The sequence below is a fragment of the Pseudomonas entomophila genome (assembly GCF_029478665.1).
Taxonomy (GTDB): domain Bacteria; phylum Pseudomonadota; class Gammaproteobacteria; order Pseudomonadales; family Pseudomonadaceae; genus Aquipseudomonas; species Aquipseudomonas entomophila_F.
In genome coordinates this window covers 17,885-40,700 of the sequence record NZ_JARPQB010000012.1, presented here as the reverse complement: position 1 = coordinate 40,700, position 22,816 = coordinate 17,885, and the positions used below count along the sequence as shown (strand labels likewise).

21 protein-coding genes are annotated in these 22,816 nt (G+C 63.6%); 6 read left to right on the top strand and 15 right to left on the bottom strand.

The features are described 5' to 3' along the window. Nucleotides 1-98: 98 nt before the first annotated feature. Both P5705_RS08195 and P5705_RS08190 read right to left on the bottom strand, forming a co-directional pair. On the bottom strand, nt 99-380 hold the full coding sequence (locus P5705_RS08195) for a hypothetical protein (protein WP_248919458.1): 282 nt from the start codon (nt 378-380) through the stop codon (nt 99-101). A gap of 58 nt (nt 381-438) precedes the next feature. After that, nucleotides 439-1,044 (bottom strand): arylesterase, encoded by a 606-nt coding sequence (locus P5705_RS08190; protein ID WP_277460346.1) that lies wholly within the window; start codon nt 1,042-1,044, stop codon nt 439-441. 10 nt (nt 1,045-1,054) lie between these two features. Here P5705_RS08190 and P5705_RS08185 point away from each other — a divergent pair, with 10 nt between their 5' ends. Both P5705_RS08185 and P5705_RS08180 read left to right on the top strand, forming a co-directional pair. Further along, entirely contained in the window at nt 1,055-1,738 is a 684-nt protein-coding gene (locus P5705_RS08185; RefSeq protein WP_277460345.1) for an ABC transporter ATP-binding protein, read from the top strand. Then, a complete protein-coding gene (locus tag P5705_RS08180; RefSeq protein WP_277460344.1) occupies nt 1,738-4,245 on the top strand; it encodes an ABC transporter permease in 2,508 nt (835 codons plus the stop codon). Before P5705_RS08185 ends, P5705_RS08180 begins: the two co-directional genes overlap by 1 nt. A 99-nt stretch (nt 4,246-4,344) precedes the next feature. On the opposite strand, the gene greB is transcribed toward P5705_RS08180, so the two are convergent. The 4 genes from greB to P5705_RS08160 all read right to left on the bottom strand — a co-directional run bounded on the left by greB (nt 4,345) and on the right by P5705_RS08160 (nt 7,515). Then, nucleotides 4,345-4,821 carry a transcription elongation factor GreB gene (gene greB / locus P5705_RS08175; RefSeq protein WP_277460343.1) on the bottom strand — a complete coding sequence of 159 codons (477 nt, stop codon included), beginning with the start codon at nt 4,819-4,821 and terminating at the stop codon, nt 4,345-4,347. Nucleotides 4,822-4,911: 90 nt separating this feature from the next. Then, complete coding sequence (locus tag P5705_RS08170; protein WP_011533128.1) at nt 4,912-5,220, bottom strand: hypothetical protein; 309 nt, start codon at nt 5,218-5,220, stop codon at nt 4,912-4,914. A gap of 340 nt (nt 5,221-5,560) precedes the next feature. Next, nucleotides 5,561-5,995: a DoxX family protein gene (locus P5705_RS08165; protein WP_277460342.1), complete on the bottom strand. Its 435-nt coding sequence runs from the start codon at nt 5,993-5,995 to the stop codon at nt 5,561-5,563. A 113-nt stretch (nt 5,996-6,108) separates the two neighbouring features. Next, nucleotides 6,109-7,515 (bottom strand): transglycosylase SLT domain-containing protein, encoded by a 1,407-nt coding sequence (locus tag P5705_RS08160; RefSeq protein ID WP_277460341.1) that lies wholly within the window; start codon nt 7,513-7,515, stop codon nt 6,109-6,111. Nucleotides 7,516-7,673: 158 nt separating this feature from the next. On the opposite strand from P5705_RS08160, the gene P5705_RS08155 reads away from it, so the two are divergent. The 3 genes from P5705_RS08155 (at nt 7,674) to P5705_RS08145 (ending at nt 10,502) form a co-directional block, all read left to right on the top strand. Further along, on the top strand, nt 7,674-8,480 hold the full coding sequence (locus tag P5705_RS08155; RefSeq protein WP_277460340.1) for a TatD family hydrolase: 807 nt from the start codon (nt 7,674-7,676) through the stop codon (nt 8,478-8,480). An 86-nt stretch (nt 8,481-8,566) separates the two neighbouring features. Continuing rightward, nucleotides 8,567-10,045 carry a methyl-accepting chemotaxis protein gene (locus P5705_RS08150; RefSeq protein ID WP_277460339.1) on the top strand — a complete coding sequence of 493 codons (1,479 nt, stop codon included), beginning with the start codon at nt 8,567-8,569 and terminating at the stop codon, nt 10,043-10,045. An 88-nt stretch (nt 10,046-10,133) separates the two neighbouring features. Then, nucleotides 10,134-10,502: an Mpo1-like protein gene (locus P5705_RS08145; protein ID WP_277460338.1), complete on the top strand. Its 369-nt coding sequence runs from the start codon at nt 10,134-10,136 to the stop codon at nt 10,500-10,502. Between the two features lie 116 nt (nt 10,503-10,618). On the opposite strand, the gene P5705_RS08140 is transcribed toward P5705_RS08145, so the two are convergent. From P5705_RS08140 to P5705_RS08130, 3 genes are all read right to left on the bottom strand, one after another. Beyond that, nucleotides 10,619-11,416 (bottom strand): acyl-CoA thioesterase, encoded by a 798-nt coding sequence (locus tag P5705_RS08140; protein ID WP_277460336.1) that lies wholly within the window; start codon nt 11,414-11,416, stop codon nt 10,619-10,621. An 81-nt stretch (nt 11,417-11,497) separates the two neighbouring features. After that, nucleotides 11,498-12,256: a CHAD domain-containing protein gene (locus P5705_RS08135; protein ID WP_277460335.1), complete on the bottom strand. Its 759-nt coding sequence runs from the start codon at nt 12,254-12,256 to the stop codon at nt 11,498-11,500. 15 nt (nt 12,257-12,271) lie between these two features. Continuing rightward, a complete protein-coding gene (locus tag P5705_RS08130; protein ID WP_046854892.1) occupies nt 12,272-12,550 on the bottom strand; it encodes a hypothetical protein in 279 nt (92 codons plus the stop codon). A gap of 157 nt (nt 12,551-12,707) precedes the next feature. Between P5705_RS08130 and P5705_RS08125 the strand changes: the two genes are divergently transcribed. Continuing rightward, nucleotides 12,708-13,748 carry a patatin-like phospholipase family protein gene (locus tag P5705_RS08125; protein ID WP_277460334.1) on the top strand — a complete coding sequence of 347 codons (1,041 nt, stop codon included), beginning with the start codon at nt 12,708-12,710 and terminating at the stop codon, nt 13,746-13,748. 126 nt (nt 13,749-13,874) lie between these two features. On the opposite strand, the gene P5705_RS08120 is transcribed toward P5705_RS08125, so the two are convergent. From P5705_RS08120 to tig, 6 genes are all read right to left on the bottom strand, one after another. Beyond that, on the bottom strand, nt 13,875-15,734 hold the full coding sequence (locus P5705_RS08120) for a SurA N-terminal domain-containing protein (protein WP_277460333.1): 1,860 nt from the start codon (nt 15,732-15,734) through the stop codon (nt 13,875-13,877). 180 nt (nt 15,735-15,914) lie between these two features. Further along, nucleotides 15,915-16,187 carry a nucleoid-associated protein HU-beta gene (gene hupB / locus P5705_RS08115; protein WP_011533117.1) on the bottom strand — a complete coding sequence of 91 codons (273 nt, stop codon included), beginning with the start codon at nt 16,185-16,187 and terminating at the stop codon, nt 15,915-15,917. A 152-nt stretch (nt 16,188-16,339) separates the two neighbouring features. Further along, a complete protein-coding gene (gene lon / locus P5705_RS08110; protein ID WP_277460332.1) occupies nt 16,340-18,736 on the bottom strand; it encodes an endopeptidase La in 2,397 nt (798 codons plus the stop codon). A gap of 155 nt (nt 18,737-18,891) precedes the next feature. Further along, nucleotides 18,892-20,175 (bottom strand): ATP-dependent Clp protease ATP-binding subunit ClpX, encoded by a 1,284-nt coding sequence (gene clpX / locus P5705_RS08105; protein ID WP_044487893.1) that lies wholly within the window; start codon nt 20,173-20,175, stop codon nt 18,892-18,894. 108 nt (nt 20,176-20,283) lie between these two features. After that, the gene (clpP, locus tag P5705_RS08100; RefSeq protein ID WP_011533114.1) at nt 20,284-20,925 is read right to left on the bottom strand and encodes an ATP-dependent Clp endopeptidase proteolytic subunit ClpP; all 642 of its coding nucleotides are present in this window, start codon (nt 20,923-20,925) and stop codon (nt 20,284-20,286) included. Between the two features lie 90 nt (nt 20,926-21,015). Then, on the bottom strand, nt 21,016-22,329 hold the full coding sequence (gene tig / locus P5705_RS08095; protein WP_277460331.1) for a trigger factor: 1,314 nt from the start codon (nt 22,327-22,329) through the stop codon (nt 21,016-21,018). Nucleotides 22,330-22,816 lie beyond the last annotated feature (487 nt).

The window sequence follows — 22,816 nt, the reverse complement described above, 5'->3', positions numbered from 1 at the left end:
ATCCTTCGAAAGTTCAGTCAAGAGATCGATTGTACACCCGCGCGGAAACAAGCGGGAGGCGCAGGCGCCCTGCAAGCGTTTCAGATGATGAAAGGCGCTCAGAGTTCCGGCCACACCGGGCGCATGCCGCGCCGCTGGGCATCGAGGATCGCCTTGCACAGCAGGCACAGGCGTTCGTCGCGGTAGATCGAGCGCTCCACACCGGACCAGCGCGGCTGCGCCGGCAGCAGACCACCGCACAGGGTGCGGTCGACCGGAACACCCAGCTCGAGCTGGCGGGCCGCCAGGTGGATGCGCACTTCCTGGCAGGCGAACAGATCCAACTGCTCGTCGGGCTCGATCAGTTGATAAGCGTACAGGGACCAGGCGGGGCGCGGCATCGGGGGCACTCGAAACGGGGGGCGCAACATTATCCGAAAGCGGCCCCCGATTAAAGCGTCACAGCAAGGGTTTTATCGTCGGCCAGGCATTTTCCAGCAAGCGCGATTGGGCAACCGGCGCGGGGTGGATGCCATCGGCCTGCATCATCGCCGGCACCCCGCCCACACCCTCCAGGAAAAACGGCACCAACGGCACCTGCTTGTCGCTGGCCAGCTGCTCATAGACCTGGGCGAAAGCCGTGGTGTAGCGCACGCCATAGTTAGGTGGCAGGCGCATGCCCAACAGCACCACCCTGGCGCCGGCCTGGCGGGCACGGTCGATCATCAGCGCAAGATTTTGTTGCAATTGCTGGGGCGGTTGCCCTCGCAAGCCATCGTTGCCCCCCAGTTCCAGCACCACCAAGTCCGGCTTGTGCGCCACAAGCAGCGCCGGCAGCCGCGCCCGGCCTCCCGCGCTGGTGTCACCGCTGATCGAGGCATTGACCACCTGGTCGTCGAAACCCTCGTCCTTCAGGCGCTGCTGCAACAGTTCCACCCACCCCTCGCGGGTATCCAGGCCAAAACCGGCGCTGATACTATCGCCGACGACCAGCACGGTTCCGGCCACCGCGCCCTGGGCCAGGCAACACAGGGCAAGCCCGGCACTCAACCACCACATTCGCATTGGATTCTCCATGGGCCCCAGCATTCTCGTTGCGCAGAACCTTAGCAAAGTGGTCCCCAGCGCGGAAGGCGACCTGATCATCCTCCACGCGCTCTCCCTCGACCTCGCCCAGGGCGACAGCCTGGCCATCGTCGGCGCGTCCGGTTCGGGCAAGTCGACATTGCTCGGCCTGCTCGCCGGCCTCGACCGCCCCAGCGCCGGCAAGGTCGTGCTGGCCGGCCACGACCTCGGGCCGCTGGACGAGGACCAGCGCGCCCGGGTGCGCGCCGAGCATGTCGGCTTCGTGTTCCAGTCGTTCCAGTTGCTCGACAGCCTCAATGCCCTGGAGAACGTCATGCTGCCGTTGGAGCTGGACGGCCGTCGTGACGCCCGCGAACACGCCCGCAGCCTGCTCGAGCGGGTCGGCCTGGGCAAGCGCCTGAGCCACACACCACGCCAGCTCTCCGGCGGCGAGCAGCAACGGGTGGCGATCGCCCGTGCCTTCGCCGCGCAACCGGCCGTGCTGTTCGCCGACGAGCCCACCGGCAACCTCGACAGCCACACCGGCGAGCGCATCAGCGACCTGCTGTTCGAACTGAACCAGGAGCGCGGCACCACGCTGGTGCTGGTCACCCACGATGAGCGCCTGGCCACCCGCTGCCGGCGCCGGATCCGCCTGGACGCCGGTCGCCTGGTGGCCCCCCTGGAGCCATGATGACCCGACTGCCCTTCCCGCGCCTGTGCGCCCTGGCCCTGCGCCAACTGCTGCGCGACGCCCGCGCCGGTGAAGTGCGGGTACTGTTCTTCGCTTTGCTCGTGGCAGTGGCCGCCAGCACCGCCATCGGCTACTTCGGCGCGCGACTCAATGGCGCCATGCAACTGCGTGCCAGCGAGTTCCTCGGTGCCGACCTTGTCCTGCAGGGTAGCGCCCCACCCACCGAGCAACAGATTGCCAGCGGTGCTGCACTGGGCCTGCGCCATGCGCGGGTGGTGGAGTTCACCAGCGTGGTCGGCGGCGACAGCGGCATCCAGCTGTCGAGCATCAAGGCCGCCGATCCCGCCTATCCACTGCGTGGTCAGCTGCGCAGCGCCCCGGCCCCCTATGCGCAGGAGATAGTCGGTGGCGGGCCGGCGCCGGGTGAGGCCTGGGTCGAGCCACGCCTGCTGGCGGCCCTTGGCCTGGCAATTGGCGACAGCATCGACGTGGGCATGACGACCCTGCGCATGAGCCGCGTGCTCACCTACGAGCCGGACCGCGCCAACAACTTCTACAGCCTCACCCCACGGGTGCTGATGAACATCGTCGACCTCGACGCCACCGGGGTCATCCAGCCGGGCAGCCGAGTCAGTTACCGTGACCTCTGGCGAGGCGATGCCGAGCCCCTGGCACGCTATCGCCAGGCGACCGAAAACAGCCTGGCGGCCAGCCAGCGCTTGCTCGATACCCGTGATGGCAACCGACAGATCGGCGGTGCCCTGGGCAAGGCCGAACGCTACTTGAACATGGCCAGCCTGGTGGCTGTGCTGCTGGCCGGCGTCGCCGTGGCCCTGTCGGCCTCGCGCTATGCCGCCCGGCGCCTGGATGCCAGCGCCTTGTTGCGTTGCCTCGGATTGTCCCGGCACCAGGCATTGGGCCTTTATTGCCTGCAACTGGCCATGCTTGGCGTGGTCGCGGCGCTAGCCGGCGCCCTGTTCGGCTGGCTGGCGCAGTTGGGATTGTTCAACCTGCTCGCCGGCCTGCTGCCCAGCCAGGTGCCACCCGGCGGCCTTGCGCCAGCACTGGCCGGGATCGGCACCGGCCTGGTGGCACTGGCCGGTTTCGCCCTGCCCCCACTGGCCGCCCTGGGCCGCGTGCCGCCCTTGCGCGTACTGCGCCGCGACCTGCTGCCGATACCACCGAGCAGCTGGCTGGTGTATGGCGCCGCCCTGCTCGCCCTGGGCCTGATCATGTGGCGCCTGAGCCTGGACTTGCTGCTCACCTTCGCCCTGCTTGGGGGTGGATTGATCGCTGCCCTGCTGCTCGGCGGCCTGCTGCTGCTCGGGCTACGTCACCTACGCCGTCTTCTGGCCGAAGCGCCACTCCCGTGGCGCCTGGGACTGGGGCAGTTGCTACGCCACCCGCTGGCCGCCGCGGGCCAAACCCTGGCCTTCGGCCTGATCCTGCTGGCCATGGGGCTGGTCGCCTTGCTGCGGGCGGAACTGCTCGACACCTGGCAGGCGCAGCTACCCAAGGACGCCCCCAACCATTTCGCCCTGAACATTCTTGCCGACGATCGCCAGCCCTTCGCCGAGCGCCTGGCACAGATCAGTGCCACTTCCGCGCCGCTGTACCCGGTGATTCCGGGGCGCCTCACGCACATCAACGATCAGCCGGTCCGCCAGTTGGTGAGCAAGGAGTCCACCGGCGAGCGCGCCATCCAGCGCGACCTCAGCCTCACCTGGGCCGCCGAGCTGCCCCAGGGCAATGCCCTGAGTGCCGGCACCTGGTGGCAACAGGCACCTTCCAGCGACCAGGTGCCCGGCGTCTCCGTGGAGGCGGAGCTGGCGCAAAGCCTCAAGCTGCAATTGGGCGACCTGCTGACCTTCGATATCGGCGGCCTGCAGCGCCAGGCACGGGTCAGCAGCCTGCGTACGGTGCACTGGGACAGCTTCCAGCCGAACTTCTACATGATCTTCCAACCCGGCACCTTGCAGGGACTGCCCACCACCTACCTGACCAGCTTCTACCTGGCGCCAGGGCATGACCAGGAAGTGGTGGCCCTGTCACGTGCCTTCCCGGCAGTAACCATCCTCCAGGTCGATGCCCTGCTCGCCCAACTGCGCAGCATCCTCGCCCAGGTCACCCTGGCGGTGGAGTATGTGCTGTTGTTCGTGCTGGCGGCCGGGCTGGCGGTGTTGTTCGCCGGACTGCAGGCAACGCTCGACGAGCGTATTCGCCAGGGCGCGCTGCTGCGTGCGCTGGGGGCTACGCGACCGCTGCTGGTCAAGGCGCGGCGCATCGAGTTCGGCCTGCTCGGGGCGGCCAGCGGCGTGCTGGCCGCACTCGGCTGCGAACTGATCACCTGGGCACTGTATCGCTACGCCTTCGACCTGCACTGGGCGCCGCACCCGTGGTTACTGCTGCTGCCACTGGCAGGCGCGATACTGGTAGGCGGTGCCGGTGTAATCGGAACGCGCCGGGCACTCAATGCCAGCCCGCTGGCGGTCTTGCGAGAAAGTTGAGGTTCACCTCTGTAGGAGCGGCTTCAGCCGCGATGGGGGCATCACGGTGCCTGGCACCCGCGAAGCGGGTGATCGCGGCTTAAGCCGCTCCTACAGAGATCACGTCAGGTCGTAACTGATGGTATTGACATACCAGGTGGCCTCGCCCGTGGGCGTATGCACCACCACCTCGTCGCCCTCCTCTTTCTTGAGCAGGGCACGCGCCATGGGCGAGTCGATGGAGATGTAATCGTTGCGCCCATGGATCTCGTCATAACCGACGATACGAAACTTCAGCTGCTCGCCGTCGTCATTCTCGATCTCGACCCACGCGCCGAAGAACACCTTGCCTTCCTGCTGCGGCGAATAGGCGACGACCTTGACGTCCTCCAGGCGCTTGCGCAGGTAGCGCACGCGACGGTCGATCTCGCGCAACAGCTTCTTGTTGTACTGGTAGTCGGCGTTCTCGCTGCGATCGCCAAGCGATGCCGCCCAGGTCACCTTCTGGGTGATTTCCGGGCGATAGACCCGCCACAGATGGTCGAGCTCCTTCTTCAGGGCTTCATGACCTTCCGTCGTGATGATGTTGGTGCTCAACGACTGTCTCCTCAGTGCATCCGCGGCAGGCGCCAGGGCGCCCACCGAGTGACCGAGCTTAGCGAAAAACGCGCGGTGGCGACATGCCGTTCAAGGGCGTGTGATCAGGCCTTGGCGAGCGATGCGGGTCAGCTGGCCGATGACTTCGGCGGCATCTTCGGCCGCCGGTGCCGGGATCACGGCCAGGTCGAAGCGGTCGTTGCCGTACTGGTCGAGCTGATCACAGGTATCGGAGAACTGGATGAGAAAGGCGCAGGCCTGGCCCTTGCGTCGGGAGAAACCGTCGAGATTGCGTAAAAGCGTGGGTTGATGCTGGCCGCCGAGCAGGATGCGCGGGGTGCGGGAGGCCTGATTCTTGGCCAGGGGGGTCAAACAGACACTGGTACGTGGGCAACTCATGGAGTCTCTCTCCGCCTCGCTGAACCCGCTGGGCAGCGGTGGGAGGCGTCACCGAACCAGCGCTTTAGCGGTATTTCGGATGACCCACCGGGGCTTCTCCCGCGCCCCGCAAGTAGCTGTTTAAATCGGCGCAGTCCGTATGCTAGAGGCTGACGCTTGAAGTTACAAGCGGATGTTCAAACGTAATCGCGGGGCAAGCCCGCTCCCACCGCGATCACGCCAGCCTCAGCCCTGCGCCACCTCTGTAGGAGCGGCTTTAGCCGCGAACACCCGCCAAGCGGGTGCCAGACTCCGCGTAGGTTGCATCGCGGCCAAAGCCGCTCCTACACAAGACCCTGCTTCAACGTGCGATCAAGCGATCCAGCGACAGTCGGCCCGCGCCCTCGATCAGCACCGCCACGGTACCGGCCATCAAGGCCAGGGCGAACTCATAACCGTTGTTGGACATGAACAGGCCGTTATTGATATGCACCGAGAAGATCGCCACGACCAGGGTCACGGTCAGGGCCAGCGCCGCGGGGCGGGCCAGCAGGCCGAGCACCAGGGCCAGGCCGCCGAAGAACTCGGCGCTGCCGGACAGCAGGGCCATGAAATAGCCCGGCGCCAGGCCGATGCTCTCCATCCACTGACCGGTGCCTTCCAGGCCGTAGCCACCAAACAGACCGAACAGTTTCTGGGCGCCGTGGGCCATGAAGATGACACCGACCAGGATACGCACGACGCTCAGACCGAAACCGGCGCGGGTGGCAAACAGGGCTTTGAGGGAGTTGTTCATTTCTTGCTTCCTTGGGTGAGCAGATGTGTGTGTGGGATGAGCGCCATCTTAATCAAATCAACAGATAATAAAATCGCAAATAATGCGTCTTTAATATCGATTAATTAGATTGTTCAGCGCTTCGCCACCCGCTCGAGCGACGCCCGCTCACGATTGAACGCCAGGAAGTATTTGTTCACGCTGTTGACGAAGTTCACCGGCCCCATGCCGACCTGCTCCATCGCGACACGTTCGGTCTGGAAGAACCACTGGTTGCCATTGAGGCCGCGCCGCCGCGCCTCGGCGCGCATGGCCTGGACCCGCTCCGGGCCGAGATTGTAGGCCGCCAGGACGAACGCCATGCGCTCACGCTCATTGAGCTGGGGGCTGGCGAAGAAGCGCCGGCGGATCATGGCCAGGTAGCGCGCACTGGCCTGGACATTACCGTCGACCGTGGCGGTGTTGCCAACCCCGACACGCTTGGCCGCCGACGGGGTGATCTGCATCAGCCCATGGGCACCGCCCATACCCCTTGCCGAGGGGTCCAGGGTCGACTCCTTGTAGGCCAGGGCCGCCAGGTTGAGCCAGTCGATCTGCAGGTCGCCGCCATGTTTCTGCAACACCGGACGCAAAGACGCCAAGCGCTGGCGGTCCTTGCTGGCCAGCGGGTTGTGCACCCGGTACTGGCGCCGGTAGATACGCTCGAACGCGGCATCCTGGTTCTCCGGTGCCCGGTAACTGGCCAGGAAGCGATCGACTGCGGCCTTCAACTGAGGGGCGTCGCGCCGCACATACCAGCGCATCGCCCCGGGTTGCGCCAGCGCCACCTTGCCATCCAGGCGCAGGCGCGGCATCACCCGCGCCCAGCGCTGGGCGATCGGCCGCTCGACCACGGTCAGCGGGTAGATGCCGGCCTGGACCATCTCCAGCACATCCTCCACCGCCAGGGTCGGGTCGACCCATTCCACCTTGATCGGTGCCCGTTTACGCAATTGCAGCTGCTGGTTGATGACCTGGATCGCCGCACCCGCGGCGCTGGCGCTGGTCAAGGCGATGGTGCGCCCGGACAACTGCTCAACATGGCTGTAGCTACGGTCGCCTTTGCGCCCAACCAGCAGCAAGGGCACCTGGTCCACCACCGGTGCACTGGCTTCGACGCCCAGCACCTGGGTCGGGTCGAGCAGTTCGCCGGGCGCGGCCAAATCCCCCTCGCCGCGCAGCAAAGCGCCGATCAGCTGCTCCTTGGCCCGCGGAATGATCTTCAGTCGGATTTCCTGGCCGTCGGCAGCACGCGTGTTGAGCGCATGCTCCAGTGACCTCAACCGATAGTATTCGACGCCTACCGGCTCGCCCTTGACCTCGCCGGAGCTATTACGGCTCTGGTTGACCAGCACCCGCAGCACCTTGCTCGAGCGCACCTGCTCCAAGTCGCGCACCTTGCCGGCCGGCACATGCTGCTGAGGCCCCGGCTGTGCGGCATGGGCTGGCCCGATCATGATCGCCCCGGACACCAGTAACGTGATCAGCAAGGTTCGCAGCATGGAGGAAAGGGTCCGAAAGGGGTTGGCGAGCACCATGTGCTGTGATCGATCCTTGATAAATGGCTGCAAAAGACAACGGCAAACGTTTGAAGTTCTTGAATTTTCCGCGTTTTACCGGTTTTTGCTATGCTGGCCGCCCCGCGGCACGAGGTAGCAACATGCAACTGATCGATATCGGCGTCAACCTGACCAACAGCAGTTTTCACGACCAGCAAGCAGCGGTCGTCGAACGCGCCGTGCAGGCCGGCGTGGCACAGCTGGTGCTCACCGGCACCAGCCTGGACGTGAGCCATGCGGCACTCGAACTGTGCCAGCAGCTGGATGAGACCGGCCAACGCCTGTTCAGCACTGCCGGTGTGCACCCCCACGACGCCAGCCACTGGAATGCCGACAGCGAGCGGCGACTGCGCGACCTGCTCGCGCAACCCAGGGTCAGGGCCGTGGGTGAATGCGGCCTGGACTTCAACCGCGACTTCTCCCCACGCCCCCAGCAGGAAAAGGCCCTGGAGGCGCAACTTGCCCTGGCCGTCGAATTGCGCCTGCCGGTGTTCCTCCACGAGCGCGACGCCAGCGAGCGCCTGCTGGCCATCCTCAAGGGCTACCGCGACCAACTGCCCGCCGCCGTGGTGCACTGTTTCACCGGTGAGCGCCAGGCGCTGTTCGCCTACCTCGACCTGGACCTGCATATCGGCATCACCGGCTGGATCTGCGATGAGCGTCGCGGCACTCACCTGCATCCGCTGGTGGGCAACATCCCGGCAGGCCGCCTGATGCTGGAAAGCGACGCGCCCTACCTGCTGCCACGCAGCCTGCGCCCGAAACCGAAGAACGGCCGCAACGAACCGGCCTTCCTGCCCGAGGTGCTGCGCGAGGTGGCGCTGCATCGCGCTGAAACGGCCGAACACACCGCGGCACACACCACCGCCTGCGCCCGCACCTTCTTTGGCCTGCCTGAGGTTTCTTGACGCATATCAAGAAGGGTTCTGGCCTTGGCGGGCACAATGATGGCACCTTGCCAATAATGTTTCCGCCAACTCAGAGAAGACCTACCATGGGTGCCTGGCTTAGCAATATTTCCCTGAAGTACAAGTTCTGGGCCGTCAACGCGGTGGCGTTCGTCACCACCCTGATGCTCGTGCTCTACGCCGTGTACCTGGAGCAACAGGCCCGCGCCAGCGGCGTCGAGGCCCAGGTGCAGAACCAGGCCCAGCTGCTGGCCGCCTGGCCAGCCGGGCAGCCCCTGCCCACCCAAGGCAACCTGATCACCTGGCGCAGCGGCCAGCCCCCCACCTTTGCCGGCGAACCCCTGGAAGCCCTGCGCGATGCCCAAGGCTGGGTCGCCCTGCCCGCCGCCTGGATCCTCGGCGACAACCCTCTGTTCGGCGCCCACGTGATTCGCCAGGGCGACCAGCACCTGGCCGTTCTCGCCCAATCCCCTAGCCTGCGCCAAGTCTATTTCGAACGTTTCAGCAATTATGCCGTCTGTGTGCTGATCCTGATGCTGGCCATGCTGTGCGCCTCGCAGTTGCTGATCCGCTTCCTGCTCAGCCAGCTCAACACGCTCAAGGATGTGATGCTCCACGTCGAAAAAACCGGTGATCTCTCGGCCCGGGTTCCGTTGGCCTGTGGCGACGAGGTTGGCCAGATGGCGGGGGCCTTCAACGCCATGCAGGCCACCTACCACCGCGTGGTCAGCACCGTGGCGCGCACCGCGGCCCAGCTCGACTCGGGTGCTGCACGCCTGGCCGGCAGCATGAGCGAGGTGCGCCACGGCATGATCGGCCAGCAAAGCGAGACCGACCAGGCCGCCACGGCGATCAACGAAATGACCGCCACCGTGCACCACATCGCTCAGCACGCCGGCGCCACTCGCGACCTGTCGCAGACCGCCGACACCCTCGCCGGTAGCGGCCAGGCCGTGGTCAGCCGCGTGCAGGACTCGATCGCCGGCCTGTCCAGCGGCGTGCAACAGACCGCCGAGATGATTCGTCAGCTGGCCGACGACAGCCAGAAAATCAACGGCGTCGTCGGCGTGATCCACAGCATCGCCGAACAGACCAACCTGCTCGCCCTCAACGCTGCCATCGAGGCGGCCCGGGCCGGTGACCTGGGCCGCGGGTTCGCCGTGGTCGCCGACGAAGTACGCAACCTGGCCAAGCGCGTGCAGACCTCCACCGATGAGATCACCACCATGGTCGCCGACCTGCAGGCCGGCACCCGTGACGCAGTGGATTTCATGCAGGAGAGCTCGTACAAGGCCGACGATTGCGTCAAGCAGGCCCGCGAGGCCGGGGAGGCCCTGGCCGAGATCACCAGCGCGGTGGCGCAGATGCGCGAGAGCAACACCCAGATCGCGGTGGCGGCCGAGCAGCAGAGCCAGGTGGCCGAAGAGATGAACCGTGCGGTGGTGAGCATCCGCGATGTCACCGAAGAGACGGTGCAGCAGACCGTGGGCTCGGCCACCACCAGCAGCGAACTGGCTACCCTGGCCGGCGAGCTGAACAAGGCGATCGGCCAGCTCAAGCTCTAGGCCATGCTATAGCCACCATAGCCAGCCTCGATTGGCCCCCACCCGGGGGCCGCACTAAGCTTTGGACATCCCTGCGAGGAACCTGTCCATGAGCAAACGACTGCCCAACCTGCCCGCCTGGCAATGGCGTGGCTACCACCACAATCACCGCCACCCGACCAACCTGGTCCTGCACCTGATCGCCGTGCCGCTGTTCATCCTGGGCGCGCTGCTGGTGCTGTCGGGGCTGTTCGAACTGGAGCTGTCGCAGATTGCCGTTGGCGTCATTGCCCTGATTGCCGGCCTCGGCCTGCAGCGCCAGGGGCACCGCCTGGAGGCCGAACAACCCGAGCCCTTCGCCAACCGCAAGGACGCCGTGCAACGACTGCTGACCGAGCAGTTCATCACCTTCCCGCGGTTTGTCCTCAGCGGCGCCTGGTGGCGTGCGTGGCGCGAACGGCACAAGCATCGGCATTGATGCGCAAGGCCTGTAGGAGCGGCTTTAGCCGCGATCACCCGCGAAGCAGGTACCAGCCACCGCGTTGCCGGCATCGCGGCTGAAGCCGTTCCTACAGAGGACGTGAGCACCAGCGCTCAAGCGAAAACAGTCACCGTCTGCCGGCTCAACGCCAGCAATTCCCCTTGCGCCGTCCACAACGCCGCCGCGGCATGCCCATAGCCATCGCGCGCATGCTCGGTTTCGACGACGTAGCGGCACCAGTCCAGGGTCGACAGACTGGGCATGGGCTGAATGAACTCGATGGTCCAGGTCAAGGTGCTGCCGGCAGCAGGCTGCTTGAGGAACGGCATCAGGCTTGGCGGCCAGGCATCGACCAGCGCCAGTAGATGCGCTACTTCCACCGGCCCCTCGGCCACATCGCGCAAACGCACCCAGCCACCCATGTGCCGCGAGTCGTTGCCACTGAACGGCAGGCCGCCAATCGCCCAGCGCAATGCCACATGGCGCATGAACTCGGGGGTCACACCCTTGATATAAGGCAGCTCAGGCGCCGATTGCTCCAGCGGCTTGATGGCCATGGCCGGCTGCGCCTCGACCGCGACCCCCGACGGGCGCCCGGCACCGAAGCTGCCCTGCACCAAGGTCACGACCTGGCCATCCTGCACCGCGCGCCCAAGCAGCGTGCTGACCGCCTTGCCCTCGCGCAGCACTTCGACTTCGAGACTGATCGGCACATCCGGTGCCGCAGGGCCGACGAAGGTGATGGCCAGCGAGCGCACCGGGCGATCATCCACCAGCTTCTGGCGCATCGCCTCATGCACCATCGCCGCCATCAGCCCACCGAATACCGCCCGCCCCTGCGCCCAGCTGGCAGGCACGCTGACCGCCTCGGGGTGCGCGCGCGCCGCCGCTATCAAATCAGTGAAGTTCATGCCCCAGGCTCCTGCGCAAAAGTCTCGATCTTAACCAGCGGCCGCTTCGGCGGCAGCCCGCATATCGGTCATTTGCAGCGGCTATCGGCGCGCCAGGGCCTCGCGCAGCGCTTCGAGGGTGATGTCGGAGCGGCGCTCGGCCGCATGCAGCTCGCGCTCCCAGGCCACCTTGCAACCGGCCAGATCGCTGTGTTCGCGAACCTGCAACAACCACTGCACACGGTCGTGCCAGTCGCCGAGGTCGCCCTGCGCGCGCTTGAGCAACCGCTGCAGCGGCCGGCGGGCATGCTCGAGTTGCGGGTAGGCTTCGTCGCCGTAGCGCACCCGCTTGATCAGCAGGCGCAGGCGGTGGCGATCGTGGGCCGGGTCTACCAACGCCTTGGCAAGCGTGCGCCACTGTTTTTCCAGGCGCTTGTCGATACGGCGCCGGAGATTGTTCGCCAACCCCTCGCGATCCGCCGCCCGGAGAAACTGCGGGAAGGCATCCAGGATCGCCAGCACCCGTGCCAGTTGGGGGCTTGCCGCGACACTGGCGAAGGTATGCGCCCTGCCCTCCAGGCGCCGCTGCCCCGCCTGCAGGTGGCCATGCTCGATCAGTTGCGCCGCCAGCACCTCACGATCGCGCAGCGGCGTCGTAAGCGTACCCAGCGACGCCGTGGCGCCTTCCAGTTGCTCGACACCCGGGAGTTCGCGCAAGGGCCGCAGCAAGCTGCGCAGACGGCGCAGGGCTATGCGCAGGTCGTGCAGCGCCTCGCTGTCGGTATCCGCGGCCAGGCGCTCGCGGCAGGCCAGCAGGCGTATGTTGAGGGCAAGTACCTGGGAAACCACATGGTCGAGCATGGCGCCCTCCTCGGGTCAACGCCCGGCGCGAGACTCACGAATATAGAACCGTGCCTTTTCGGCTTTGCGGGTGCAGCCCTCGAAACCTTCGAACTGCTGCTGGGTCTTGGCCCCGGTCAGCAGCGACAGTGCCTTGGAGTAACTGACGGTGCCGGCGAAGCCTTCGGCCTTGGCCAGGTCCAACTCCTTCCAGGCGGCATCGAGCTGCGTCGCACAGCTGTCGCGGTAGGCCGTCTTGCCCGCGCAACCCGCCAGGGCCAGGGCAATCAGAGGAAGGGTGATCCAAGCTTTCATCGGTGATACCTCAAGGCTGTATGACATAAGTGGCCGTTCGACGGCAAAGCAAACGAAAAGTGCCCTGCTCAGCGTAGTTCAGCGCGGGCTACATTGAAGCACAGGCGGCAATGGGTGCATTGTTGGACCATGGTGGCACAAGCCTGGGGGGAAAATCATGAGCAAACGCGTGGCACTGGTACTCGGCTCGGGCGGCGCCCGAGGGTACGCGCACATCGGCGTGATCGAGGAAATCGAGCGACGTGGCTACGAGATCGGCTGTATCGCCGGCTGCTCGATGGGCGCCGTGATCGGCGGTATCTATGCCGCCGGGAAGCTGGATGAGTACCGTAACTGGATCGCAAGCCTGGACTACCTCGACGTGCTGCGTCTGGTCGATGTGAGCTTTCGCCTGGGAGCCATAAGGGGCGACAAGGTGTTCGGGCAGATTCGCAAGATCGTCGGTGAGATCAACATCGAACAACTGCGCATTCCCTACACTGCGGTGGCCACCGACCTGACCAACCAACAGGAAATCTGGTTCCAGGAGGGTTGCCTGCATCAGGCCATGCGCGCCTCGGCGGCGATCCCCAGCCTGTTCACCCCTGTGGTGCAGGGCAATCGGATGCTGGTCGACGGCGGCATTCTCAACCCACTGCCGATCGTTCCGGTGGTGTCCAGCCACTGTGACCTGATCATCGCGGTCAACCTCAACGCCACCAACCAGAAGCAATACCAGCTACCCGTGATCGAGCGCCCGGCGGCGTTCAAGATGCGTTTCGACTCACTGATCAGTTCGCTCGGCTCACGCCTGCCGTTCCGCCGCAAGCCGGCAGAGCAATTGATGCGCATCGAGCAGGAGATCACCGTGGAGAGCCTGGCGCCCCCCAACCCTTGGCTGGGCGAGAGTGCCGAACCCGAAGGCCAGCAGCCGGCAGCGGCACCGGAAAGCGAAGGCGCCCCGAAATCAGCCACGGGCTCTTTCATCATCGACAACGTCGGCCCGGCCTCCCTGCTCGACCTGATCAACCAGAGTTTCGAGGTGATGCAGACGTCGTTGGCGCAGTACAAGATCGCAGGCTATCCACCCGATGTGCTGATCAACGTGCCCAAGCGGGTCTGCCGGTTTTTCGAGTTCTACAAGGCGCCGGAGTTGATTGCCCTGGGGCGGGAAATTGCGCGGGACACGCTGGATGCCCATGAAGGTAAGCGACGCTAGCCCGGGGCCCTGCCCGATGCTCAGGTACTGCGTCGACCGCATCGCGGCTAAAGCCGCTCCTACAGGCCGTATGGCTGGAAACGAAACAGGCCGCATAAGCGGCCTGTTTCGTGATCAGCGCACCACTCAGTAGCGCGTGATATCAGCACTGCCTTCGAGCAACTTGCGGTAGGCCGCGAAGTCCTGCGAACCGGCACGCGAAGCGAGGTAGCGACGAATCTGCCCCTTCTCCTCGTCGGTGGCGGCGGCGCCTTCGTTTACACCCTTGAGCTGCAGGACCACCAGGCTGCCATCGCCCAGCACCACGCTGCCATACACGGGCTTGTCCTTGGACTCGGGCTTGGCCATGCGGAACACCGCCTGCAGTTCGGCCGGGTCGATACCGTCCTGACCGCGGGTCGCCGCTTCCTGGACCTTCCAGCTCTGGCTGGCGGCCTTGACCGAGCCATCACGCAGGCCGGCGATCAGCTTGTCGGCCTTGGTCTTGAGTTCGGCGGTCGCCTTCTCCTTGGCCAGGTGCTGGCTGATGTTCTTGGCCACGGCCTCCAGCGGCAACTGTTCAGGCTTGCGGTGCTCCTTGACCCGCAGTACCACCACGGTCTCCGGATCCAGCTCGATGCCGTTGCTGTTGGCGCTCTCCTCCAGCACCTGCTCGCTGAAGGCTGCCTGGATCACCGCACGGTTGGCGGTGATACCTTCGCCGCCTTCACGGCCGAACGCTGCGGAGGTCTGCACTTTCAGGCCCAGGTCCTGGGCAGGCTGGACCAGGTCGGATGCCTCGAATGCCGCATCCTCGAGTTGCTTGGTCGCCTCGACGAAGCGTTGCTCCACTTGCTGGGTCTTCAGTTCGTGGGTCAGCTTGTCCTTCAGGCTGGCGAAGCTCGGTACGTCAGGTGCCTGGACGCCCAGCAGCTTGACCAGGTGGTAGCCGAACTGGGTGCGCACCGGGGTGGACACCTGATCCTTGTTCAGCTTGTACAGCGCCTCCTCGAAGGTCGGGTCGTACACACCTGGGCCAGCAAAGCCTAGGTCACCGCCTGCATTGGCGGAGCCCGGGTCCTGGGAGAACTCCTTGGCCAGCTTGGCGAAGTCCTCGCCTTTTTCCAGGCGTTGCTGGATTTCCTCGATGCGGGCCTTGGCCTGGGCATCGGAGGTCTTGTCGTTGACCTCGATCAGGATGTGCGCGGCGTGGCGCTGCTCGCCAAGGTTGGCGATTTCCTTCTCGTACAATGCCTTGAGCTCGTCGTCGTTGACCTTGACCTGGTCGAAGAAGGCCGACTTCTTCAGCTCGATGTAGTCGATGACCACCTGGTCCGGGGTCATGAACTCCTTGGCGTGCTGGTCATAGTGTGCCTTGACTTCCTCGTCGCTCACCTTGACCGCGGCCGGGTCGGCCTTGAAGGTCAGCGCGGCGAAGTCACGGGTCTGCTTCTCCAAACGGGCGAAGGCTTCGACCTGCTTGTCAGTGACGAAGCTGCTGCCGGCCAGGCCGGTGCGCAGTTGGCCGATGAGCATTTCCTGGGCCAGCATCTCGCGGAACTGCATGCGCCCGTAGCCCATCTGGCGGATGACCGAGTCGAAGCGCTCGGCGCTGAACTTGCCATCGACCTGGAATTCAGGCGTTTGCAGGATCAGTTGATCCAGCGCGGCCTCGGAGAAAGCGAACTTGGCATCTTCGGCACCCTGCAACAGCAGCTTGCGATCGATCAGCCCCTTGAGCGCGGCTTCGCGCAGCATCTTTTCGTCCAGCAGCGCAGGGTCGAAATCCTTGCCCAGCTGTTGCATCAGCTGGCGGCGCTGCATGTCGACGGCCTGGCTCAGCTCGTTCTGGCTGATGGTCTGGCCGTTTACCTTGGCGGCGTCCTGGCTATGGGTGGCGGCTTGGAAGATGGCTTCGAAACCGGTCAACGCCATGAGCACGACGATGAGGCCAATGATGGTCTTGGCAATCCAACCTTGTGAATTGTCCCTGATATTCTGCAGCATGCGTCCCCCAGAAACGGCTGTACCACTGCGTCGACAACCGCGGAGCGTGGGTAGAATCCTGATAGAAGAAAGGCGCATCCAGTGGATGCGCCTTTTCGAAGCGAGCGTGCCAGCGGGAACGTTTGCGACCCGCCGTCACGCGGTCGGCTCGTTGAAGCCCGAGCCGGCTGAAGAGACGACTTAGTTGACGGCGTCTTTCAGGCCCTTGCCAGCCTTGAAGCCTGGAACCTTGGCGGCAGCGATCTTGATCGCCTTGCCGGTTTGCGGGTTGCGGCCGGTGCGCTCGGCGCGCTCCTTGACCGAGAAGGTACCGAAGCCAACCAGTACCACATCGTCACCTTGCTTCAGGGCGCCGGTGACGGATTCGATGACTGCGTCCAGCGCACGGCCGGCTACAGCTTTCGGGATGTCAGCAGATGCGGCGATAGCGTCAATCAGTTCCGACTTGTTCACTCTAAGTCCCCTTATTTCTCTATTGAGTTTGTTTCTAAGTATGTAATGAAAAGCTAATGAAACGAGCGCTGAGTGGCCTGTTGACACTGGCGTGCCGCTTTATAGCAAGGCCCCGAAAATGCTGTCAACCAAGCCCCCCAGCGAAATACGTACTAGTGCGTGCTGATTCTTTCCTTAGCATCGCCGTCGCGCTTTTCATCTTTCGCGACAATCTCCGGAGCCACATCCGGCAAGGGCTCCGGGGCGTATTGCAGCGCAATTTGGAGGACTTCGTCAATCCATTTGACCGGTTTGATCTGAAGATCCTGCTTGATGTTTTCCGGAATCTCCTTGAGGTCGCGAACGTTCTCTTCGGGAATGATCACCGTCTTGATCCCGCCACGGTGCGCCGCCAGCAGTTTTTCCTTGAGCCCACCAATGGCCAGGACCTGACCACGCAGGGTGATCTCACCGGTCATGGCGACGTCGGCACGCACAGGAATCTGAGTCAATGCAGACACCAGCGCGGTGCACATGCCGATGCCGGCGCTCGGGCCATCCTTGGGGGTGGCCCCTTCCGGCATGTGGATGTGAACGTCGCGCTTCTCATGGAAGTCTGCGGCGATCCCCAGGCTCTGGGCACGACTACGCACGACCGTCTGCGCGGCGGTGATCGACTCGACCATGACGTCACCGAGCGAACCGGTCTTGATCAACTGGCCCTTGCCCGGGATGACTACGGCTTCGATGGTCAGCAGTTCGCCACCCACCTGGGTCCAGGCCAAGCCGGTGACCTGACCGATCTGGTCTTGCTGTTCAGCAAGGCCGTAGCGGAACTTGCGCACACCCAGCAGTTGCTCGAGCTGTTCGCCGGTCACCTTGACCTTGACCTGCTTGCTGCCGGTGTGTTCCTTGACCACCTTGCGGCAGACCTTGGCAATCTGCCGCTCCAGGCCACGCACGCCGGCTTCACGGGTGTAGAAGCGGATGATATCGCGGATCGCCGAGACGTCGACCTCCAATTCATCCTTCTTCAGGCCGTTGGCCTTGACCTGCTTGGGCACCAGGTACTTGACCGCGATGTTGATCTTCTCGTCCTCGGTGTAACCCGGCAGGCGGATGACTTCCATGCGGTCAAGCAGCGCCGGCGGGATGTTCATCGAGTTCGAGGTGCACAGGAACATCACGTCCGAGAGGTCGTAGTCGACTTCCAGGTAGTGATCGTTGAAGTTGTGGTTCTGCTCGGGGTCGAGCACCTCCAGCAGTGCCGAGGCGGGGTCGCCACGCATGTCGCTGCCCATCTTGTCGATCTCGTCGAGCAGGAAGAGCGGATTGCGTACACCGACCTTGGTCATCTTCTGAATCAAACGACCTGGCATCGAACCGATGTAGGTGCGGCGGTGGCCACGGATCTCGGCCTCGTCACGCACACCACCCAGGGCCATGCGCACGAACTTGCGGTTGGTGGCGGCGGCGATCGATTCGGCCAGCGAGGTCTTGCCGACACCGGGCGGGCCGACCAGGCACAGTACCGGGCCACGGATCTTCTTCACGCGTTTCTGAACGGCGAGGTATTCGAGGATACGCTCCTTGACCTCTTCCAGACCGTAATGGTCGGAGTCGAGAATCTCTTCGGCCTTGGCCAGGTCCAGACGCACCTTGCTCTGGGCTTTCCATGGCACTTGCACCAGCCAGTCCAGGTACGAACGCACAACGGTGGCTTCAGCCGACATCGGCGACATCTGCTTGAGCTTGTTCAGCTCGGCCTGAGCCTTGGCCAGGGCGTCCTTGGGCAAACCAGCTGCGTCGATGCGCTTCTTCAGCTCCTCGACTTCGTTGTGGCCTTCGTCGCCATCACCAAGCTCTTTCTGAATGGCCTTCATCTGCTCATTCAGGTAGTACTCGCGCTGGCTGCGCTCCATCTGCTTCTTCACGCGACCACGGATGCGTTTTTCGACCTGCAACAGGTCGATCTCGGCATCCAGCAACGCCAGCACGTGCTCGACACGGGCCTGCAGGTCGACGATCTCGAGAATCTCCTGCTTCTGCTCGATCTTCAACGCCATGTGCGCGGACATGGTGTCGACCAGGCGGCCTGGCTCCTCGATGCTGTTGAGCGAGGACAGCACTTCGGCGGGGACTTTCTTGCCCAGTTGCACGTACTGCTCGAACTGCGACAGCAGGGTGCGCACGAACACCTCGGACTCGCGCTCGGCGGTCTCGGTTTCGTCGATCAGGCTGACTTCGGCACGGATGTGCCCTTCGACTTCGGTGAAGCGCTCGACCGCGCCACGCTGCTCGCCTTCGACCAGCACCTTGACGGTGCCATCAGGCAGCTTGAGCAGTTGCAGCACGGTTGCGACAGTACCGACGCGATACAGGGCGTCTTCGCCCGGATCATCGTCGGCGGGGTTCTTCTGGGCCAGCAGCAGGATCTGCTTTTCGCCTGTCATCGCGGCCTCGAGGGCTTCGATGGACTTCTCACGCCCCACGAACAGCGGGATGACCATGTGCGGATAGACGACGACGTCCCGCAATGGCAAAAGAGGCAAGTCGAGGGTGGTCTTCATGATTTCGCCTCTACAGCGGCCTTGTGGCCGGAAACCGTTGGAAATGGTGCTTGGGGCTAATGTGGGGGCAGCCTTGGGAAATTACAAGCGCAGTGTCCATGAAATGCAGAAAGGGGCCCGAAGGCCCCTTTGCTGGTTGCTGCACCCCTGCCCGATCAGGCGTCGGGGGCGGCCTTGGCTTGCGGCTCGCTGTTCTCATAGATCAGCAGCGGCTGCGAAGTCCCTTCGATGACGCTTTCGTCGATCACCACCTTGCTGACTTCCTTCTGCGAAGGAATTTCGTACATGGTGTCGAGCAGCACGCCTTCGAGGATGGAACGCAGGCCACGGGCGCCGGTCTTGCGCTCCAGAGCCTTGCGTGCCACGGCCTTGAGCGCATCGCTGCGGAACTCGAGGTCGACGCTTTCCATCTCGAACAGCTTGGCGTATTGCTTGGTCAGCGCGTTCTTCGGTTCGGTGAGGATCTGCATCAGCGCAGCCTCATCCAATTCGTCCAGCGTGGCCAGTACAGGCAGGCGACCGACGAACTCGGGGATCAGGCCGAACTTGACCAGATCGTCCGGCTCGACTTCACGCAGCGACTCGCCAACCTTCTTGCCTTCTTCCTTGCTGCGCACTTCAGCGCTGAAACCGATACCACCTTTGGTGGAACGGTTCTGGATGACTTTTTCCAGGCCAGAGAAGGCGCCACCGCAAATGAACAGGATGTTGCGGGTATCAACCTGCAGGAATTCCTGTTGCGGGTGCTTGCGGCCACCTTGTGGTGGTACGGAAGCCACAGTGCCTTCGATCAGCTTCAGCAGTGCCTGCTGCACGCCCTCGCCCGAGACGTCACGGGTGATGGACGGGTTGTCCGACTTGCGCGAGATCTTGTCGATCTCGTCGATGTAGACAATGCCCATCTGGGCCTTTTCCACGTCGTAGTCGCACTTTTGCAGCAGTTTCTGAATGATGTTCTCGACGTCCTCACCCACATAACCGGCTTCGGTCAGGGTGGTGGCGTCGGCAATGGTGAACGGTACGTTCAGCAGGCGCGCGAGCGTCTCGGCGAGCAAGGTCTTGCCCGAGCCAGTCGGCCCGATCAACAGGATGTTGCTTTTGCCAAGTTCGACTTCGTCGCCCTTCTTGTCACGCTGGTTCAGGCGCTTGTAGTGGTTGTACACCGCTACGGCCAGGACCTTTTTCGCGCGCTCCTGACCAATGACGTACTGGTCCAGGATGCCGCTGATTTCTTTCGGCGAGGGTAATTTATGCGCATTGCTCTCGGCCTGGGCTTCCTGCACCTCCTCACGGATGATGTCGTTGCACAGGTCGACGCACTCGTCGCAGATAAATACCGAGGGGCCGGCAATCAACTTGCGTACTTCGTGCTGGCTTTTGCCGCAGAAGGAGCAATAGAGCAATTTGCCGTTGTCCTCGCCATTACGGGTGTCAGTCATTCGATCGATCCAATCCGGTAGGCTTGAAACACAAGATGAAGGCAATCGCTGGCTTTTTCAAGTCCGCGGGCGGGCACAATCCGTGCCCGCCCGCTCTGGCGCATTGCTTCAGGATGCCAGTTGCCGCTTGTCGTAGACCGAGTCGATCAGGCCGTACTCGGCCGCGCGCGCAGCGCTCATGAAGTTGTCACGCTCGGTGTCGCGCTTGATGGTTTCCAGCGACTGGCCAGTGTGATGGGCCAGCAGCTCGTTCAGGCGCGCCTTGATGTTGAGGATTTCCTGGGCGTGGATCTCGATGTCGGTCGCCTGGCCCTGGAAGCCACCCAGCGGCTGGTGAATCATCACCCGCGAGTTGGGCAGGCAGTGGCGCTTGCCAGCGGCACCGGCCGCCAGCAGGAAGGCGCCCATGCTGCAGGCCTGGCCGATGCAGATGGTCGAGACGTCCGGCTTGATGAACTGCATGGTGTCGTAGATCGACATGCCGGCAGTCACCGAACCGCCCGGCGAGTTGATGTACAGATGGATATCCTTGTCCGGGTTTTCCGCCTCAAGGAACAGCAGTTGCGCCACCACCAGGTTGGCCATGTAGTCTTCTACGGGGCCGACCAGGAAGATCACCCGCTCCTTCAGGAGGCGCGAGTAGATGTCATAGGCGCGTTCGCCACGGGCGGACTGCTCGATAACCATCGGGACCAGGCCGCCTGCGGCCTGGATGTCAGAGCTCTGCTGAATATAAGAATTGCGGGACATGTCCTGCACTCACTCCCAAATAGTCATGGCTTGAATACGCACAAGCCAGCGCGAAGGCTGGCTTGTGGGGTTCCTACGAGAGAAGCCTTATCACTCAGCGGCGGCAGGTGCCTGTGCTGGCTTGACAGCTTCTTCGTACGAGACCGATTTGTCGGTCACAGTCGCTTTCTGCAGGACAGTATCTACAACTTGTTCTTCCAGTACAACCGAACGGACTTCGTTCAGTTGCTGGTCGTTCTTGTAGTACCAGGCAACGACCTGCTCAGGCTCTTGGTAAGCCGAGGCCATTTCCTCGATCACCTTGCGAACTTCGGCTTCATCAGGCTTCAGTTCGAACTGCTTGACCACTTCGGCCACGATCAGGCCCAGCACGACGCGGCGCTTGGCTTGCTCTTCGAACAGTTCGACCGGCAGTTGCTCAGGCTTGATGTTGCCACCGAACTGCTGAACAGCCTGCACGCGCAGACGGTTGACTTCGTTTTCCAGCAGGGCTTTCGGGACTTCGATCGGGTTGGCAGCCAGCAGACCGTCCATGACCTGGTTCTTGACCTTGGCCTTGATGGCCTGGCGCAGTTCACGCTCCATGTTCTTGCGAACTTCGGCGCGGAAACCTTCCAGCGAAGATTCCTTGATGCCGAACTGGGCGAAGAAGGCTTCGTTCAGCTCAGGCAGCACAGGCGCGGAAACGCTGTTCACGGTGATGGTGAATTCAGCGGCTTTGCCAGCCAGGTCCAGGTTCTGGTAGTCCTCTGGGAAGGTCACGTTGACCACGCGCTCTTCGCCAGCCTTGGCGCCGACCAGGCCGTCTTCAAAGCCAGGGATCATGCGGCCGGAGCCCAGCACCAGCTGAGTGCCCTTGGCCGAACCACCGGCGAAGGCCTCACCGTCGATCTTGCCGACGAAGTCGATGTTGACCTGGTCGTCGTTCGCAGCAGCGCGCTCGACAGCCTCGAAACGGGTGTTCTGCTTGCGCAGGACTTCCAGCATGTTGTCCAGGTCGGCGTCAGCGACTTCGGCGCTCAGGCGCTCGACGGCGATCGACTCGAAACCGGCAACGGTGAATTCAGGGAAGACTTCGAAGATGGCGACGAACTCGAGGTCCTTGCCCTTCTCGAACGATTTTGGCTCGACGGCAGGGGCGCCAGCCGGGTTCAGCTTCTGCTCGACGATGGCTTCGTAGAAGGAAGCCTGGACCAGGTCACCGAAAGCCTCTTGGCGGGCATCGGCTTCGAAACGCTGGCGGATCACGCTCATCGGCACCTTGCCCGGACGGAAGCCGGCAACCTTGGCGCGCTTGGCAGTCTGCTGCAGACGCTTGTTGACTTCGTTCTCGACGCGCTCGGCCGGAACGGCGATGGTCATGCGGCGCTCGAGAGCGGAAGTGTTTTCAACAGAAACTTGCATGGATATTCCTCGTTGCACAGACGTTAGCCGGCGATAGCCCGACTCCAGAATCAAGGGCAAACATTCTAGTGACTCATGCAACAGAAGTCACGCCACCTGGAGGGTCGGCAAACCACGCCGGTCGAATTCATTGAAAGGCCCGCCCGCTGCGGCGCCGGGCCGTTCGTTATCAGGGTCGCGGCGGACATCGTAAGCCGTGCGACTGTAAAACTTTGTCAAACAAACCACAGGCGGTTGATATGTGGCTTTTTTTCGGGATTTCAAGGGAATTTGCGTAGAGGCCGGCGAGGGCTTGCCGAAGATCTTGCAGCGCTCTTGAGATCGAGCGCCGCCCGCGCGGCGCATCGCGGATGAATCCGCTCCTACATCTATTGCAACGTACCGCACCTGTTAAGCCATGGTTGCCAGCCTTGGCGCATGGCGTGAATCAGGCGGGGCGGCGGCAGCACCAATCGATAAATCGCGCCATTCCAACAAGGCGTACAAC